This window comes from Carnobacterium funditum DSM 5970 (genome assembly GCF_000744185.1).
In the GTDB taxonomy this organism is placed as follows: domain Bacteria; phylum Bacillota; class Bacilli; order Lactobacillales; family Carnobacteriaceae; genus Carnobacterium_A; species Carnobacterium_A funditum.
In genome coordinates this window covers 1,094,504-1,112,516 of the sequence record NZ_JQLL01000001.1, presented here as the reverse complement: position 1 = coordinate 1,112,516, position 18,013 = coordinate 1,094,504, and the positions used below count along the sequence as shown (strand labels likewise).

General features: G+C 34.0%; 15 protein-coding genes and 1 pseudogene. 15 read left to right on the top strand and 1 reads right to left on the bottom strand.

Annotation, left to right across the window (positions count from 1 at the left end):
* The first annotated feature begins 136 nt into the window (after window positions 1–136).
* Entirely contained in the window at window positions 137–1,096 is a 960-nt protein-coding gene (locus BR44_RS05130) for an IS30 family transposase (protein WP_034551001.1), read from the top strand.
* Between the two features lie 224 nt (window positions 1,097–1,320).
* Window positions 1,321–1,692, top strand: a complete 372-nt coding sequence (locus tag BR44_RS05125) for a hypothetical protein (protein ID WP_034550999.1) — start codon at window positions 1,321–1,323, stop codon at window positions 1,690–1,692.
* Between the two features lie 284 nt (window positions 1,693–1,976).
* On the opposite strand, the gene BR44_RS05120 is transcribed toward BR44_RS05125, so the two are convergent.
* Entirely contained in the window at window positions 1,977–2,216 is a 240-nt protein-coding gene (locus tag BR44_RS05120) for a hypothetical protein (protein WP_034550997.1), read from the bottom strand.
* 662 nt (window positions 2,217–2,878) lie between these two features.
* Between BR44_RS05120 and BR44_RS05115 the strand changes: the two genes are divergently transcribed.
* From BR44_RS05115 to nhaC, 13 genes and pseudogenes are all read left to right on the top strand, one after another.
* A complete protein-coding gene (locus tag BR44_RS05115; RefSeq protein WP_034550995.1) occupies window positions 2,879–3,871 on the top strand; it encodes a mannose/fructose/sorbose PTS transporter subunit IIA in 993 nt (330 codons plus the stop codon).
* A gap of 36 nt (window positions 3,872–3,907) precedes the next feature.
* Window positions 3,908–4,708: a PTS mannose/fructose/sorbose transporter subunit IIC gene (locus BR44_RS05110; protein ID WP_034550993.1), complete on the top strand. Its 801-nt coding sequence runs from the start codon at window positions 3,908–3,910 to the stop codon at window positions 4,706–4,708.
* Window positions 4,709–4,729: 21 nt separating this feature from the next.
* Window positions 4,730–5,641, top strand: a complete 912-nt coding sequence (locus BR44_RS05105; RefSeq protein WP_034550991.1) for a PTS system mannose/fructose/sorbose family transporter subunit IID — start codon at window positions 4,730–4,732, stop codon at window positions 5,639–5,641.
* 153 nt (window positions 5,642–5,794) lie between these two features.
* The gene (locus BR44_RS05100) at window positions 5,795–6,202 is read left to right on the top strand and encodes a DUF956 family protein (RefSeq protein ID WP_034550989.1); all 408 of its coding nucleotides are present in this window, start codon (window positions 5,795–5,797) and stop codon (window positions 6,200–6,202) included.
* A 397-nt stretch (window positions 6,203–6,599) separates the two neighbouring features.
* Window positions 6,600–7,169, top strand: coding sequence for a hypothetical protein (locus BR44_RS05095; protein WP_051912533.1), 570 nt, complete (start codon window positions 6,600–6,602; stop codon window positions 7,167–7,169).
* 372 nt (window positions 7,170–7,541) lie between these two features.
* A pseudogene (gene bsh, locus BR44_RS05090) lies at window positions 7,542–8,518 on the top strand (choloylglycine hydrolase).
* 176 nt (window positions 8,519–8,694) lie between these two features.
* Window positions 8,695–9,099, top strand: coding sequence for a (deoxy)nucleoside triphosphate pyrophosphohydrolase (locus tag BR44_RS05085; protein WP_034550986.1), 405 nt, complete (start codon window positions 8,695–8,697; stop codon window positions 9,097–9,099).
* On the top strand, window positions 9,092–11,965 hold the full coding sequence (locus tag BR44_RS05080; RefSeq protein WP_034550985.1) for a DEAD/DEAH box helicase: 2,874 nt from the start codon (window positions 9,092–9,094) through the stop codon (window positions 11,963–11,965). Before BR44_RS05085 ends, BR44_RS05080 begins: the two co-directional genes overlap by 8 nt.
* A 248-nt stretch (window positions 11,966–12,213) precedes the next feature.
* A complete protein-coding gene (locus BR44_RS05075) occupies window positions 12,214–13,620 on the top strand; it encodes a glycoside hydrolase family 1 protein (protein ID WP_034550983.1) in 1,407 nt (468 codons plus the stop codon).
* A gap of 39 nt (window positions 13,621–13,659) precedes the next feature.
* Complete coding sequence (locus tag BR44_RS05070) at window positions 13,660–15,018, top strand: PTS sugar transporter subunit IIC (protein WP_034550982.1); 1,359 nt, start codon at window positions 13,660–13,662, stop codon at window positions 15,016–15,018.
* 99 nt (window positions 15,019–15,117) lie between these two features.
* A complete protein-coding gene (locus BR44_RS05065) occupies window positions 15,118–15,822 on the top strand; it encodes a GntR family transcriptional regulator (protein WP_034550980.1) in 705 nt (234 codons plus the stop codon).
* Window positions 15,823–16,198: 376 nt separating this feature from the next.
* A complete protein-coding gene (locus BR44_RS11460; protein WP_156954886.1) occupies window positions 16,199–16,354 on the top strand; it encodes a toxin-antitoxin system YwqK family antitoxin in 156 nt (51 codons plus the stop codon).
* Window positions 16,355–16,602: 248 nt separating this feature from the next.
* Window positions 16,603–17,979, top strand: coding sequence for a Na+/H+ antiporter NhaC (nhaC, locus tag BR44_RS05055; RefSeq protein ID WP_034550978.1), 1,377 nt, complete (start codon window positions 16,603–16,605; stop codon window positions 17,977–17,979).
* The last annotated feature ends 34 nt before the right edge of the window (window positions 17,980–18,013 follow it).

The window sequence follows — 18,013 nt, the reverse complement described above, 5'->3', positions numbered from 1 at the left end:
GTAAGGGTATTTGGTAATGATTATGGACATTGATTTTGGTAACGTGGATTGTAAGATTAAGCTATACAAATAAAAAAGCCATTCGTGATACACTCTAATTGTATTTCCAACCATAGAAAACAAGGAGTGATCACAAATGACCTATACCCATATTACCATGGATGAACTAGTGATGATAGAAGCTTATTACCATCGAGGTATTCCAGTTGCTAAAATAGCTGCTTACTTGAATCGTACTCGAACACCGATTAATAATGTTATCAGGTTCTTCAGAGCAGGACATACAGCTTTCGAGTATTACCTACGGTATAAGAAAAACAAGAAGCAGTGTGGACGCGAAAAAGTCGTTTTACCAGAAGAACAACATCTTTATATCAAGGAAAAAGTAGCTGAAGGCTGGACGCCTGATGTCATTATTGGCCGTAAAGAAATGACAATAGACTGTTCCGTACGAACACTTTATAGACAATTTAAAGAAAAAACATTCGATGAAGCTACCCTTCCAATGAAAGGGAAAAGAAAGCCTAACGGACATCAAGAACGTAGAGGTAGACAAGCTTATAAACGAAATATCTCTGAAAGAATAATAGATTATCCAACATTTAAAGAAGAATTTGGTCATATCGAAGGAGATACCATTGTAGGTGTCCGCCACAAAAGTGCGGTCATTACTCTAGTAGAGATTTTATCGAAAGCTATCATTACCTTAAAGCCCAAAGGGCGTAAAGCCTGCGACATTGAGAGTGCTATGAATCAATGGTTCCAATCCATACCAAAAAAATTATTCAAATCAATTACTTTTGATTGCGGTAAGGAGTTCTCCAACTGGAAATCTTTGTGCAACCAGCATGATGTCGCTATCTACTTCGCTGACCCTGGAACGCCTTCACAACGAGCTTTAAACGAGAATTCTAATGGGCTTCTTCGAAAAGATGGATTGCCAAAAGAAATGGATTTCAACGAAGTTGATCAGGCTTTCGTATCGTCTGTTGCACACAAACGGAATATAATTCCAAGAAAGTCATTAAATTACCAAACACCGCTGGAAGTTTTTATGAGTTACATGGATGAAGATATTTTGTATAGCTTAATTTGACAAATCAGATAATATAAAAAAAGTTGATTACATAAGGTTTTTTGATTGTTCTCCTTTCTAAAAAAAAGTTCCCAAAAACACTAGTAAAGTGTAACCTATCCAGGTGTTCTATACGTCAAATTTATAGATAATCAGCTGAGAGTTGTTAATACTTTTCTGGTAAATTAATATAAAGAGTAGTAAGTTGTACTTTATTTAAATGTAATGAAAGAAGGCAGAATATTATGGAAAACAAAGAATTATATAGTCAAGTTGAAGTGTTTTTAAAGGATATTATGTTATTGCATGATCTTCCAAAAAAACACAGTAAATTATTATTTGAATTATGGATTATGAGTAAGAGTAGGACAAAACTAGTTTTAAATTCTTACGTAAAGAGCAAACTAGCAAATAAATTAAAAATAACTGTAGGGACTTTGAATAATATCTTAACGAAAATGATAGAAGAAAAACTTATCTTTAAGACAAACAAAGGAACGTATCAAGTAAGCTCATTATTAGATGAGATTAATGTAATATCAAACCAAGGATATGCAGAACTTAGAATCATGTATCAGATTGGTAAAAAGAAAATTATAATTAATGAAGATCAATAGAATATTTCTAAATGAGATCAATTATGTATTATACTGAATCATTCATATTTTTTCTTACTAAAGTCTATTAATTTAGGACATTTATATTTTCGTTCTAATTTTTTTAAACTTAAGTATCCTTTTTTATGCTGTGAAATATCTGTATTCAATAAAGAAATACTGTCATTTTCGGTTAGCTTTTTCATCGGATGATACATTAATATTTTTAAAAGAAAATTAATTTCTTTAGTATCTGAATGATCCGCAGTTACCGATGAACTTAATGTAGCGGATATATAATGAATCTATGAAAAAATCAATCCCCTTTTTTCATCAGTAGATGCATTTAAAGATCTATGAGTTAGGTTATGGTACGACTCGAAATTAGGTTGTATGAACCTTAATTCAGCAAATTGGTTAATTGATTTTCTTATTGAAGTGTAATTTGATTTTTCAAATACTGAAGCTACCATTTCTTGTAACTCTTTGTACAGTTCTGAGATGCTTTTTTCTTTATTTGTTATGACTGATTTATTGTCATCCATAAACTTCGATTGTTCTTGTTTGAAACAGTCGGTAGCTTGTTTGTTCTAGAAAAAAGACAGTCATAAAGCTTAGTTCGCATCATGTTTATCAAGAGCTCTTATATAAAATTTTACAGACTATTCACTATTTAAGGTGGCGAAATAGTCCTACCATTCCAAATTTTTAAAAAGTATGAATCACTCAGGCTCATTTTATATAAATTTGTCGAGAAATGATATAATTAGTTTATCACTTTTTAGTTTCTTTACCAATTCTATATTGTATTGAAAGAATCATTCGTTATAGACTAAATTTTTCTGAATCATACACATGATACACTACAGTATCAGAAAAGAATGAACTTAGTAACGTCGATACACTAATTAGTGTATCGACGTTACGTGTGTATTTTCATACAAATGCTTATTGTGAAGCGATTATTTGTCGATACACTATTGTTGGCACGGAACTTGCTTTAAGATAAGTGACTGATAAAATAATGTAAGTGCTGAAAAATCTAACCGCTACCATCTTAGTTAGCCTTATAGGTTTAAAGTAGGTACTTTTGTTAGGAGTGAGGAACTTATTTTAAATAGACTAAAGAACAAAAAAGAGTTAACTCGATTTTGTTGGATGGGTCTAGGTCAGCAAAGGAAAAATAAATCATTTAGGAGGTAGAAATATGGTAGGAATTATAATAGCAAGCCATGGCGAGTTCGCAGAAGGCATCTTACAATCTGGAGCGATGATTTTTGGAGAACAAGAAAACGTCAAGGCTATTACGTTAATGCCAAGTGAAGGACCAGAAGATGTAAAAGCTAAAATGCAAAAAGCTGTTGCTTCTTTTGATGACCAAGATGAAGTATTAGTCTTAGTCGACTTATGGGGTGGTACTCCATTTAACCAAGCGAACACATTGTTTGAAGATCACAAAGAGAAATGGGCAATTGTTTCTGGTTTGAATTTACCAATGGTAATTGAAGCATATGCATCTCGCTTATCAATGACATCTGCTCAAGAAATTGCAACGCATATTCTTGATACAGCAAAAGAAGGAATTAGAATCAGACCTGAGGAATTAGAACCAGCAGAAGCAACAGGTGCTAAAGTTGCAGAAGATGGTTTACCTAAAGGACATCTTCCTCCAAATACAGTCGTTGGGGATGGACAAATCAAATACGTATTAGTACGTGTGGATTCTCGTTTATTACACGGACAAGTTGCAACTGCGTGGACAAAATCTACTCAGCCAAACCGTATCATCGTTGTTTCCGATATCGTATCTAAAGACGAGCTTCGCAAAAAATTGATTGAACAAGCAGCACCTCCAGGCGTTAAAGCAAACGTTATTACACTTGATAAAATGATTGAGATTTCTAAAGATCCTAGATTTGGTACAACTAAAGCATTAATATTATTTGAAAATCCAACAGATGTTCTTAAAGCAATTGAGGGCGGCGTAGATTTTAAAGAAATTAACGTAGGTTCAATGGCTCACTCAGTAGGCAAAGTTGTCGTAAACAATGTACTTTCTATGAGTCAAGAAGATGTAGAAGCTTTCAATAAATTGAAAGCAAAAGGCGTTAAATTTGATGTGCGTAAAGTACCAAATGATTCACAGGCTAATATGGATGACATTCTTAAAAAAGCAAAAAATGAATTGGCACGTGCATAATAACACAACAAAATTAAATTAAATAGGAGGCCTATTATGTCTATTATATCCATTATTTTAGTAATATTTATCGCATTTTTAGCTGGTATGGAAGGGATTTTAGATGAATTTCAATTCCACCAACCATTAGTCGCATGTACATTAATCGGTTTAGTTACAGGAAATCTAACCGCTGCTATTATTCTTGGAGGAACACTTCAAATGATTGCACTTGGTTGGGCAAACATTGGAGCAGCCGTAGCACCAGATGCTGCATTAGCATCAGTTGCATCAGCAATTATTTTAGTATTAGGTGGACAAGGCGTTGCTGGAGTTCCATCAGCAATCGCAATCGCAGTTCCACTTGCAGTAGCAGGTCTTTTCTTAACAATGGTTGTTCGTACATTAGCTGTGCCTATCGTACATTTAATGGATACAGCAGCTGAAGAAGGCAATTTCAGAAAAATCGAATGGTTACAAATTGGAGCAGTATGTATGCAAGGTGTTCGTATTGCAATCCCAGCAGGAGCACTTTTATTTCTTCCTGCACAATCCGTTCAATCATTCTTAGAATCAATGCCTGCATGGTTAACAGAAGGTATGGCAATTGGCGGAGGAATGGTCGTTGCAGTTGGTTATGCTCTAGTTATCAACATGATGGCAACAAAAGAAGTATGGCCATTCTTTGTTATTGGTTTCGTAGTAGCAGCAATTTCTCAATTAACTCTTATTGCACTTGGAGCAATAGGTGTATCATTAGCTCTAATTTACTTGAACCTTTCTAAAATGGGAGGATCATCAAATGGCGGTGGCGGCAACTCAGGCGATCCACTTGGCGAGATCTTAAACGATTATTAATTCTGAAGGAGGAGAACAGACATGGTAGAAAAAATTACATTAACTAAAAGAGATCGTTTAGCCGTTGCGTGGCGCTCTACATTTATCCAAGGATCTTGGAACTATGAACGTATGCAAAATGGTGGTTGGGCTTTCTCAATGATTCCCGCAATTAAAAAATTATACACAACAAAAGAAGATCGTGCAGCAGCATTAAAACGTCACTTAGAATTCTTTAACACTCACCCATATATTGCTTCACCAATTCTTGGAGTTACTTTAGCACTAGAAGAAGAACGTGCAAATGGTATGCCAGTTGATGATGTTGCGATTCAAGGGGTAAAAGTAGGAATGATGGGACCGTTGGCTGGTGTCGGCGATCCAGTATTCTGGTTTACCGTACGTCCGATGTTAGGTGCTTTAGGTGCATCATTAGCATTAGCTGGAAATATTCTTGGACCCATTATTTTCTTCGTAGCTTGGAATATCATTCGTTGGGGCTTCATGTGGTACACACAAGAATTTGGCTATAAAGCCGGTTCTAAAATTACCGATGACCTTTCTGGCGGATTATTACAAGATGTCACTAAAGGTGCCTCTATCCTTGGTATGTTCGTTTTAGCTGCGTTAGTACAGCGGTGGGTATCCATTAACTTCCAGCCGGTTGTTTCTAGAGTTCAATTAGATCAAGGCGCTTATATCGAATGGGATCAACTTCCTGCAGGTGGCGAGGGCGTTCGTCAAGCGATAGAACAAGTTAACTCAGGAATGGCATTATCTGCTACAAACGTTACAACTTTACAAAATAACTTAGACCAGTTAATCCCTGGATTAGCAGCATTAGGATTAACATTCTTTTGTATGTGGTTATTAAACAAAAAAGTTAGCCCAATCATTATCATTCTTGGTTTATTCGTAGTTGGTATTGGTGGACATGTAATCGGACTTTTATAATCATAAAAGTGTAAACCGACAAAAATTTGTGGAATTAAATACTCCACACACACTAAAGTGGTTGAGTTTGTTCTCAGCCACTTTTTGTATTGGTTTAACTAGTTGGAAAAGGTATAATAGGAAAAACGAGATAAATGAAATGGAGCGGATAAAATGGTTGAATCAATTAATACAAAGGTAGATTTGGTAATAGACGCCACCGCTTTTACTGGATTAACAGATTATGGGAAAATTATGATAGGGGACAATGGTTTTGAATTTTATCATGCGCGTGATCCACGTAAGTTTATTCAAATACCGTGGGAGGAAGTCAATCTTGTCGTTGCTTCTGTGATGTTTAAAGGGAAATGGATTCCCCGTTATGCCCTTGAAACAAAAAAAAATGGTACCTACACATTCTCTTCAAAAAAACCCAAAAAAGTTCTTCAAGCAATTAAAGTATATATCGAACCAGATCGAATTGTGCACTCTTTAAGTTTCTTTGATGTGCTTAAACGTTCGTTTAAATCAATTTGGAAAAAGAGATCAAATAAAAGAAAATCAAATAAAAAGAAAAAATAAAATCACCATGTTGCTTTTTAAATGATCAAAAGCTATATTTTTTAAATACCCGATTTGAGACATTGTTTAAGCCTAGAATCACTGGATTCTAGGCGCTTTTTTTAAAACAGCACTAGCTATTATCAAGATAAACATATTAAGCAAGTGGCTACAAATAAAGTATAGGTGTATTTTTTTGAGAATAGAAAAGTGAACTAAATGAACTAATTATTACGTAATTATGAACAAAGAAGTTGGGATTCTATTAAAATAAGGGTTTTTTTTTTTTTTTACTAAACAAGTTGAGTAATTCACAAATGAGTTGTATAATATGAATGAAGTTATTTATACTACTTATTTTTCTGTAATGTTGTTTTAATAGCTTTGTAAACGAATAAAAAAATGGGGGTAAAACAATATGTTTAATAAATCAAATAGAAAAAGATTGTTATTCATCGGTCTTTGTGCATCATTTATTATAGTGTTGGCAGGTTGTGGAAACAATGAAGATACAGCGGATAAAGAATCAATGGCTTCTTCAGTTTCTGAGAGTACTGAAGTTGTTTCTGGTGCATCTATCAGTAGTAAACCAGAAGATCTGCTTGCAGGACTCAGTGCAGAAGGTAGTTGGATTTTCGCAGTAACAGACGACGTTACGTTAACAGAAGACCTAGTTGTTTCTGGAACTTTCTATGATAAAGATGATGAAAGTACAGATATTTACCGTAAACTGGCTTTGTATGCACAAGATGAAGATCGTAATGTGACAGATGAATATAATTTAACTGTCCCAACAATAATCGTTGAATCTCCAAACTTTAAAATAGAAAATGGAACAGTTACTGGCGACGTTTTAGTTAAAGCAGAAGGCTTTACTCTTGCTAACTCAACAGTTGAAGGAAACGTTACATTTGATTCTCAAGAATTAATGGATGCATCAACTTTTGATGGAGAAACTATAACTGGTGAAACTAGCATAGCTAAATAAGTATAAACTATCTTATCTTTCTATCATGACTTTTTGTCAAAGGGTGTTGATAAGTTCAAAATTTTGAAAAGTTAGATTTATTTACAAAGTCCGTTCAACTTCTAGTTGAGCGGGTTTTTTTAGTTTTGCGTTGGCCAGTTAAAAAAGGAAGTTCTAATTTGAAACTTAAAAAGAACTTCGGGAATTAAAGCGAAATTCATTTCAATAGGTTCATTTAATAATAGATTCTTCATATAGTTTTTAACTAATTATCTTTTGTGGTAGGACAATCTCGAGTAGAAGAGATAGATTTATTCTTTAAATAAGTTAGTTAAAAAGTTGGTTATGTTAGTCATTTTTTAATTCAGTTTAATTGAAATAGGAGGAATGAAAATGTGCACATCCATTACTTATAAAAATGAAAATTTCTATTTTGGAAGAAATATGGATATCGAGTGTTCATTTAATGAAAAAGTAGTGGTTACACCACGTAAATTTCCGTTTAATTTAAAACGATATGAGGATATGCAAAGTCATTATGCTTTAATTGGAATGGCAACGGTAATTGATGATTATCCGCTATATGCCGAAGCAACAAATGAAAAAGGTCTTTCTATAGCTGGGTTAAATTTCCCGGGAAATGCGGTTTATTTAGAGGAGAAAGAGGATCGGTTTAATATTACTCCTTTTGAACTCATTCCATGGGTATTAGGGACTTGTGTGACTGTTGAAGAAGCAAAAGCCGTACTGCAAGAAACCAATCTAGTTAATATTCCTTTTAACGACCAGATTCCTCTAGCGTCACTACACTGGATGATTGCAGATCGAAATTATTGTATCGTGGTAGAACCGATGGAGGATGGATTAAGGATACACGATAATCCATCTGGCGTCTTAACCAATAATCCTCCGTTCGAATTTCATAAAATGAATATGACTAATTATTTAAATCTGACAGCACACTATCCTGAAAATCGATTTAGCCTCGCAAGTAAGTTAAAACCTTATGGAGTAGGAATGGGAGGAATTGGCTTGCCAGGGATGTGTCGCCAGCATCTCGGTTTGTTAGAGCAGCTTTTCATAAAATGAATGCAGTATTTGACGATAATGAGAATGCGAATTTGTCTCAATTTTTTCATATCCTCGATTCGGTAGCTATGGTTCGTGGCAGTGCACTCACTAAAGAAGGGAAGAATGACATTACCTCTTATGCTTGTTGCATGAACGCGGATAAAGGAATTTATTATTATAAAACCTATGAGAATAATCAGTTGACTGCAGTAGATAGGCATAGGGGAAACTTAAACTTGGATAAATTGGCTACTTTTGAACTTGTTCGGACGCAACAAATTAACTACGTAAACATTTAATGTGGAAATTTAAAGAGCTATTCCTTTATATCTAGGAATAGTTCTTTTTTAAATAGGACACTCATAAAAAGAGCAGATATATTTTCTTAAGTAGTTTATATATAAAATAAGCACCTGAATTTAGGATGGCTATGCTAAAATGAGATTATAAACAAAAAAGAAAGGAGAACAATAAAATGAAACAAATAAATGTTGTAGGTGCTATTTTAATAGAAGACGACCGGATTTTATGTGCCCAAAGAGGCGAGACTAAAACCTTGTCGAAATTATGGGAATTTCCAGGAGGGAAAATCGAAATTGGCGAAACTCCACAGGAAGCATTAGTACGAGAATTAAAAGAAGAGCTAATGATTGAAGTAGAAATACAATCTGAAAAATATGAAGAAACAATTTATCCTTACGACTTTGGTTTAGTAAAGTTAACCACTTTTATTTGTTTATTAAAAAAAGGAAGACCAAAATTAACAGAACACATGGAAGTGAAATGGTTAAACCCATCTGAATTAGATAGTTTAGAGTGGGCACCGGCGGATATACCGGCAGTTAAAAAATTAATGAAAGAAATGAGACATAATGACTGATGTGTTAGAACGTTCTTTAAAAAAAGCTTTTATGGATCAAAGAATTGAAGGATCCTTATATGATCCTAAAATTATTATAAATGATACGGAAACTAAACAATACATGTTGAATGCTTTACAAGATGAATTAAACACCTGTAAGGAGTTCTTTTTTTCAGTAGCTTTTGTAACTCAAGATGGATTAGCTGCATTAAAAACTCAGCTAGCAGATTTACATAGTCAAAAGATCAAGGGGAAAATTTTAACTTCTATTTACTTAGCTTTTAATCAGCCAGCTGTGTTTGAAGATTTGCTAAATATTCCTAATGTGGAAGTGCGTATTTCAAAAAAACAAGGATTTCATTCTAAAGGGTATCTCTTCAAACAATATGGTTATCATTCTTTTATTATTGGCAGTTCTAATTTAACTATGAGTGCCTTAAAAATTAATTACGAGTGGAATGTCCGTTTGACTTCGTATGATCATGGACAAATGATTCAAGACATTCAAGCAAACATGGAAAAAGAATGGCAAGCAGCTGAATTACTAACAGCAGAATGGATTTTGAACTACAAAAAATTGTATCAACCAACCACTTATTTTAAAGAGATAGCGACTGTTCAAGAACAATTGTTAACAGATGATACTACGCCTTACATCTTGCCGAATAAAATGCAAAAAGTTGCTTTATCAAATCTACAAAAGTTGAGAGAAACTGGAGCTGAAAAAGGGCTTGTTATTTCTGCTACAGGTACAGGGAAAACGTATTTATCTGCTTTTGATGTATTACAAGCTAAACCCGAAAAAGTATTATTTATTGTCCATCGAGAACAAATATTAAATAAAGCAAAAAGTGATTATCAAAAAATTCTTGGTGGACAGAATGAAGACTTTGGAATCTTGTCAGGAAATAAAAAAGAAGTAAATGCAAAATATCTTTTTGCAACCGTACAAACGATTTCAAAAGAGCTTACTTTAAAGCAATTTTCTAAAGATTATTTTGATTATATATTGATTGATGAGGTGCATAAAGCTGGGGCACAGTCTTATCACCATGTAATAGATTACTTTCAACCTAAATTCTTATTGGGTATGACAGCCACTCCGGAACGAACGGACGGCTTTAATATTTTTGAACTTTTTGATTACACTATTGCCTATGAGATCCGCCTTCAAGAAGCATTAGAAGAAGAGATGCTTTGCCCATTTCATTATTTTGGAGTAACGGATTATGAAAGAAATGGAGAATTGATTTCTGAAGCGACAGATCTAAAATATTTGGTTGAAGAAGAGCGAGTAACGTATTTATTGGAGAAACTCACTTATTATGGTTGCTCCGGTAATACTCGTAAAGGTTTAATTTTTTGCAGCCGTAAACAGGAAGCCCAAACGCTAGCAATGTCCTTCAATCAGAAAGGACGTCCTAGTTCGTATCTTTCAGGGGATCATTCACTAGAAGAGCGAGAAAAAGAGGTCGAACGTTTAGAATCGGGAGAGATTGAATATATTTTCACAGTAGATATATTTAATGAAGGAATTGATATTCCCAAAATTAATCAAGTTGTGATGCTTAGAAATACACAATCGAGTATTATCTTTATCCAACAACTAGGACGAGGACTAAGAAAAGACCCTTCAAAAGAATTTGTTACAGTGATTGATTTTATCGGAAATTACAAAAATAATTATATGATACCGATGGCTTTATCTGGAGATACGTCAAGAGACAAGAATAATTTGCGTAAGGATACATTTGATACCAATTTCATATCGGGTATTTCTTCTGTGAATTTCGAGAAAATTGCGAAACAACAAATTTTTACATCCATTAATAAAGTAGCAATGGACAGTATGAGTGAATTAAGAAAAAATTTCCAATTACTTTTTAATCGTCTTGGACGAGTTCCTTATCTGAAAGATTTTCAAGAGCAGCAAACATTGGAACCTTTATTGATAGCCAATAAAAAATCTAGTTATTATGGTTTCTTAGAAAGTATGAAGCAAAATGAAGCAACAATCTCTAAAACAGCAAATACGTTCTTAATGATAGCTTCACGAGAATTGTTACCAGGAATGCGAAGGCAAGAATTAGTTCTATTGGAAAGATTAATGATTGATCCGACAAGAGCGTTATCTTTAGAAGAAATCGAACAGTTATTTGAACAACAATCTCTCCCAGCAAATGATGATATTGTGCAATCTGTGTTGAATACACTAGATTTAACTTTTTATACGGGGTCTTTAGCTAAAGCTTATGGCCAAAAGGTATTTATTGAAAAAATAGAGAATCAAATTCGCTTATCATCGTTATTCAAAAAAGAAATGAGCAATCCATATTTCATGAAATTATTAATAGACATTCTTGAAACAGGGAAGTTGAAGTCTATTAACTATTCATCTATAGAACCGTTAACTCGTTTTCAAAAATATAAGCGGAAAGATGTTTTGCGATTGTTGAATTGGCAACAGCAAATGGTTGATCAAAATATTGGCGGCTATACGGCTAGTAATGGCGAGTTTGTTATCTTCGTTACGCTAAAAAAAGGTGAAAGTTTTTCTGGAGCTCAGATGGCTTATGAAGATGAATTGCTAGATGCCTCAACGATGAAGTGGTTCACAAAAGCTCCAAGATCATTGAAATCCCCTGAAGTTCAAAAGTTGATGCATCCTGAAGATTGGATAATACGAGTTTTTGCTAAAAAATCAGATAATGAAGGAACAGAATTCTATTACTTGGGAAATGTAAAACCTATAAAAGCTACTATTATTGAATTAGAAAAACCAACTCAAGATGGAGGGAAGAAAAAAGTTGTCGAGATGGAACTGAAATTTTCCGAACCAATAGATATTAACCTGTACCGCTATTTAGAAGTAGGTCAAGATTAGAGAATCTATATAAAATTTAATACAGCTAAAGCGTCGGCAAGCTTGTTGATTCTTTCTACACTCCCTTTAAAGTAAAAACCGTGAAAAACGGTACACTTAATGGGAGTTTCTTTTGTCTAAATTGGGAAAGAATAAGGTTTTTTTAAAAAGATGGAAGAAAGGGTTTACAAATGAAGAAAAAAGATTATAATTAACTTATAGATTCATTGGTATGAATTTTTGTAGTAGGTACTAAAAGGAGGAATATAATGAAATTTTCAAATGATTTCTTATTTGGAGCTGCGTCAGCTTCTTATCAAGTTGAAGGTGCATGGAATGAAGACGGTAAAGGGGTTTCAAACTGGGATGTATTTTCAAAGATAGAAGGGAAAACATATCAGGGAACCAATGGAGATGTTGCTGTAGATCACTATCATCGTTATAAAGAAGATATCGCTTTAATGGCTGAAATGGGACTTGATTCTTACCGTTTTTCAATTGCGTGGACAAGGATTTATCCTAACGGTGATGGAGAATTAAATCAAAAAGGGTTAGATTTTTACAATGATGTGATCAATGAATGTTTGAAACACAATATCATTCCTTTTGTTACACTTTATCATTGGGATTTGCCTCAAGAACTAGAACAAAATGGTGGTTGGACAAATGAAAGAACATTAAAAGCATTTGAACAATATGCTGATACTTGTTTTAAAGCTTTTGGCGATCGTGTTAAGCACTGGATTACATTTAATGAGACCGTTATCTTTTCTCGTCATGGCTATATTTTTGGAGCACACCCGCCAGGTCGGTTAAATGATTTTAAAAACTACTATCAAGTTTTACACAATGTTTTCTTAACTCACGCCAAGGTGGTGTTGAATTTTAAGGATTCAGGTTATCAAGGAGATATTGGAATTACGCATGTTTTTAATCCAGCTTTTCCTGCAGATGACAAAGAATCTAGTAAAGAAGCTGCTGATCATGCGAATATGTTTGATACATTCTTATACTATGACCCAATTTTAAAAGGAACTTATCCAGAATACGTATTAACTGAATTAAAAGAAAAAGGTTACGATTTTGAATTGTCTCAAGAAGATCAAGAGATTTTATTAAAAGCAGCCCCACTAAATGACTTTATTGGAATTAATTATTATCAACCAATGCGCGTCATTGCAAATGATTCAAAATCTGCAAGAGAAATAACAAGAGAATCTAGTACTGGCGGAGCTGGAGCTGTTTCTTATGATGGGGGTTACCAAACAGTTAAAATGCCTAATCATTCATATACTAAATGGGGTTGGGAAATTTCACCGGAGGCATTATTAGATGGACTTCATTTATTAAAAGAACATTATGGCAATATTCCAATCTATATTACTGAGAATGGTTTAGGAGATGAAGATCCAATTGTTGAAGGCGAGATTAAAGATATCGCTCGGATTGAATATATTGAAAAGCATCTGAAATTTGTGAAAAAAGGTATTTCAGAAGACCTTAATATCAAAGGTTACTTTGCTTGGTCAGTTATTGACTTGTTAAGTTGGTTAAATGGATACAAAAAGCAATACGGTTTTATTTATGTGGATCACAAAAATCAGTTAAACCGTAAGAAAAAAGATTCGTTTTATTGGTATCAAGAGGTTATTGCGACACGTGGAGAGAACATATAACAGTTGTTAATAATAAAAATGTAAACTTGGAGGAAAAAAATGAATAAAATTAATGATCTGTTTAATAAAATGCTTGATCCGTTTTTGAAATTAGTGAATACAAAAACAATGATGGCCGTAAAAGATGGATTCTTACTAACCATGCCCATTACCCTTGTAGGTTCGCTCTTTCTTTTAATTGCTAATTTTCCAATTCCTAAATGGGATACTTGGATGTCAAGTTTATTTGGTAGTGATTGGTCTGCGCCCTTAAATCAAGTAGCTGGTTCAACGTTTGATATCCTAGCAATAGTTGCTGTATTAGGAATTTCTTACACGTATGCTAAGAATGAAAAAATTGATCCCATTAGTACAGCTATTTTATCTCTAGTATCCTTTTTGATTTTGACTGATTCTTTTGTGATTACTGAAAGTGGCGAAACAGTAACCGGAGTGATACCTAAAGGATGGACAGGTGGAAATGGCATCATCACGGCTATCATAGTTGCTATTATAGTGGCTAAGACTTTTACATTCTTTATTAAACGTGATATCCGAATAAAAATGCCTGAAACAGTGCCTGCCGGTGTAGCAAATGCATTTTCTGCTATGATACCAGGAGTTGTTATTATGTTCGGTTCAATGGTCGTGTATACATTGACAAGTAAATTTGCTGGAGTATCTTTAACTGCACTTATTTTCAAACTGCTTCAAACACCGATTCAAAACGTTTCTGATACACTACCCGGTGGACTTTTCATCACGTTCTTAATGTCTATTCTTTTCTGGGCTGGTATTCATGGACCCAATATTGTCATGGGAATCATGGGACCTATTCTAACGGCTAACGCATTAGATAACCAAAAGATTCTTGATTCAGGTCAAGAACTTATCGTTGGAGAGAATGCTAAGATTATGACTGTTCAATTAATTGATGTATTTGCTAAATTTGGCGGACAAGGAATTACACTTGGCTTATTAATAGCAGCATTACTGTTTGCTAAATCACAACGCTTAAAGGAAATTTCTAAAATTTCTATTGTCCCTAGTTTGTTTAACATTAATGAACCTGTTATTTATGGCTTACCGATTGTATTTAATCCAATCATGTTAATTCCATTTATTCTAGTTCCGATAACAGCGGTGTTAATCACTTATGGAGCGATTGTCATTGGTTTTATTCATCCCTTTACGGCGGTTCAAGTTCCTTGGACGACACCCCCATTAATATCAGGCTTTCTTTTAAGTGGTTGGCAAGGATTAACTATTCAATTGACCATTATCTTTGCATCTGCTGGGATTTATTATCCTTTCCTAATCAAACAAGACAAACTATTCTTGCTAGAAGAAGGTAAGATAGAAGCAAAAATAGAAGACGATCAATTTGATTTGAATGTAGCAAAAGAAACGACTCTATAAACGAAAAGAAAAGGGTTAAGCCAGTATTGGCTTAATCCTTTTTTTTTCGCTATACTAACAAAGGATAGCAGTCAAAAACTATTGAAATGAGGAAAAATAATGAGGAAATATAGACTAGTTGCAGATCAACTTTTAGAGGAAATTACACATGGGAAATACAAAGATGAACTTCGTTTACCGATAGAAGAAGATTTGATAACGGAATATAGCGTTAGTAGAAATACGTTACGAAATGCTGTTGATGTATTGGTTGATAAAAGCATTCTTTATCGAGTCCAAGGGAGCGGTATTTATATTCGTAAACCGATCTATCCGGATACGATTACGATTAATTCCATCAGGGGATTTAAAGAAGAGTTTAAAAACAAAAAAATACAGTCTAAAATGATTAAGCTAGAACAATTAAAAGCAGATGAAGAAATAAGCCGTAGCCTTCAATGTGAAATAGGCACCCCTGTTTATTTTGTTAATCGCATTCGTTATGTTGAAAATGAACCTTTTTCAATTGAATATAGTTATTTTAATAAAAATATTATTCCCTATCTTGGAAAAGAAATCGCTGAAGCTTCTATTTATAATTATATTGAACATGATTTAAAACTATCGATTGGTTTTGCTGATAAATATATTTATGTTGAAAAGTTATCTAAATTAGACAGTGAGTATCTCCAGTTGAAAGAAGAAGATCCATCGATGGTTACTGAAGAAACTGTTTTTCTTTCAAATGGAAAGGTTTTTAACCATTCAAAAGTTATTCATAATTATAAATACGCTAAATTTTTCGCATTAGCAAAAAATTGGTGATAGTTTAAAAGAGCGGTCAATAGGTCTACGAATCAAGAAAATAATACACTGCATGATACATTACCTTATGGTTGGAAAATAAAGGTATCAGATAAAGTTTGTTTGCTTCAAAATAAAGAGGGCAAGGTAGCTATGAACTTTAAATTTAAAAACTTTAGAGATGTTTCCAGTGTTATTTTTGAGGTCTTTGAAAAATTCTATTCGAGTACATTCTGTGCCTCACTTTGTGGAAAGTGTATCTTTTACACTACATAAAAAAATTAAAGTAGAATCCAATCTCTTTGTTTATCAAGAAGATTAAAAAAGAATTAACAAAGTCTTAGAATAGAAGTTTGAGGATAGAACAATTAAGGCAACCGGTTCTTTTGATGGACAGATGCAAGGGAAATGGATGTTTTATCGTAAAAGCGGAGAATTATGGCAAGTTGGAAACTTAAAACAAGATATAAAAAATGGCTCTTGGATTCGCTATGATCGAAGCGGCCAGATTGAAAAAGAAGCGCTGTTTGAAAATGAAAAAGAAGCGAAGTGAAAAGTAAGAGTGAATTGTTCAAGAATCAAATTCCTCTTATTTTTTTGTATGCTGACTTTGCTTTGACAATCTCTTATCGATAGTACATACTAAAGAAATAGTTTTTTCTACTGGATAGATTAGGTAGGCTAATACAGCAAGTAAAGAAAGGAAGTTGGGGCATGTTTTTGTGCAATACTACAGGGGGCATCGCATATTATCGTATGACTAATTTTACTTCAGCACTATAAAAATTAGGAGTGTATAGAATGAAAAAATTATCCATACGAGAAAGTTTTGCTTTACTGTTTCTGATAGTAGGAATGATTGGTGTTAGCATTATCAAGTTTAAATTAGATCCACAAACGCCTTTATTATTAGCCATCACGTTGTTGATTGTCTGGGGAAGATTTCGTAAACACAGTTGGGAAGAGATTCATGATGGTATTCAAAAAGGAGTTAAAACGGGTATCATACCAATGATTATCTTTATTCTGATTGGTGCTCTCATTTCCGTTTGGATTGCATCAGGGATTATTCCTTCGATGATGGTTGTTGGGTTCAAATTATTGAATCCAAGCTTTTTTATTCCATCCGTCTTTTTAATTTGTGCCGTGGTTGGTACATCTATCGGTTCAGCACTCACCACCGTTTCTACAATTGGTTTAGCTTTTCTTGGAATGGGAATCGCCATGGGGTTTACACCTGGTCTGGTGGCAGGAGCGATTGTATCAGGGAGTGTTTTTGGGGACAAGATGTCGCCATTATCAGATAGTACAAATTTGTCGGCAGCGATTGCTGAAGTTGATCTATTTAAACACATAAAAAATTTAATGTGGACAACAATTCCAAGTTTAGTTTTATCTACCGTACTGTTTTTATTTTTTGGTATGAATAAACAGCTTGCAACGACGAATCAAGTTGTTGGTTTGACAAAGGTAATAGAATCTAATTTTGAAGTAAACTGGTTAGCAGCTATTCCAATTGTTTTTATATTCATTTCTTCATGGAAACGAATCCCAGCTATTCCAACGTTATTGATTAATATTGCAGTATCTATTGGATTATTAAAAATTAATTCGCCAACGGTTAAACTTTCGCAAATTTCAAGTTACATTCAAGAAGGCTACGTAGCAACAACAGGTAATGAAATAATCGATGCTTTACTGTCAAGAGGCGGAGTGCAAAGTATGATGTGGTCTATTTCACTGATTATTCTAGCTCTTGCTCTGGGAGGATTATTAATGGAGTTCAAGGTTATTGATACCGTCATGTCTCCTATTTCAAATGCAAGCATGTCAGTTGGGAACTTAATTCTTGTGACAGCTTTGTCTGCTATTGGCGTGAATGCTCTGGTTGGAGAACAGTACTTAGCTATTGTTCTGCCAGGTAACGCATTTAAGAAAACCTACAAGCAATCAGGTTTGTCACCGCTAGCACTTTCGCGAGTCCTAGAAGATGCTGGTGCGGTTATTAATTCCTTGATTCCTTGGGGTGTAAGTGGCGTATTTATTTCTACAACTTTAGGTGTTCCTACGCTATCTTACTTACCTTACGCTTTCTTCTGTCTACTTTCACCTGTATTAACAGTTATAAGCGGCTACACAAATATAGGTATCAAGAAACTTGAGACTACAACTCTATAATGTCACTAAAAGTCGAAAGCGCGATTGGTACGTG

Bases quoted from the DNA above. Each gene is read 5' to 3' on its own strand.
- BR44_RS05075 (WP_034550983.1), top strand. From the start codon at position 12,214: ATGAAATTTTCAAATGATTTCTTATTTGGAGCTGCGTCAGCTTCTTAT.
- BR44_RS05070 (WP_034550982.1), top strand. From the start codon at position 13,660: ATGAATAAAATTAATGATCTGTTTAATAAAATGCTTGATCCGTTTTTG.
- BR44_RS05095 (WP_051912533.1), top strand. From the start codon at position 6,600: ATGTTTAATAAATCAAATAGAAAAAGATTGTTATTCATCGGTCTTTGT.
- BR44_RS05130 (WP_034551001.1), top strand. From the start codon at position 137: ATGACCTATACCCATATTACCATGGATGAACTAGTGATGATAGAAGCT.
- BR44_RS05120 (WP_034550997.1), bottom strand. From the start codon at position 2,216: ATGGATGACAATAAATCAGTCATAACAAATAAAGAAAAAAGCATCTCA.
- BR44_RS05105 (WP_034550991.1), top strand. From the start codon at position 4,730: ATGGTAGAAAAAATTACATTAACTAAAAGAGATCGTTTAGCCGTTGCG.
- BR44_RS05115 (WP_034550995.1), top strand. From the start codon at position 2,879: ATGGTAGGAATTATAATAGCAAGCCATGGCGAGTTCGCAGAAGGCATC.
- BR44_RS05100 (WP_034550989.1), top strand. From the start codon at position 5,795: ATGGTTGAATCAATTAATACAAAGGTAGATTTGGTAATAGACGCCACC.
- BR44_RS05080 (WP_034550985.1), top strand. From the start codon at position 9,092: ATGACTGATGTGTTAGAACGTTCTTTAAAAAAAGCTTTTATGGATCAA.
- BR44_RS11460 (WP_156954886.1), top strand. From the start codon at position 16,199: ATGCAAGGGAAATGGATGTTTTATCGTAAAAGCGGAGAATTATGGCAA.
- BR44_RS05065 (WP_034550980.1), top strand. From the start codon at position 15,118: ATGAGGAAATATAGACTAGTTGCAGATCAACTTTTAGAGGAAATTACA.
- nhaC (WP_034550978.1), top strand. From the start codon at position 16,603: ATGAAAAAATTATCCATACGAGAAAGTTTTGCTTTACTGTTTCTGATA.
- BR44_RS05125 (WP_034550999.1), top strand. From the start codon at position 1,321: ATGGAAAACAAAGAATTATATAGTCAAGTTGAAGTGTTTTTAAAGGAT.
- BR44_RS05110 (WP_034550993.1), top strand. From the start codon at position 3,908: ATGTCTATTATATCCATTATTTTAGTAATATTTATCGCATTTTTAGCT.
- BR44_RS05085 (WP_034550986.1), top strand. From the start codon at position 8,695: ATGAAACAAATAAATGTTGTAGGTGCTATTTTAATAGAAGACGACCGG.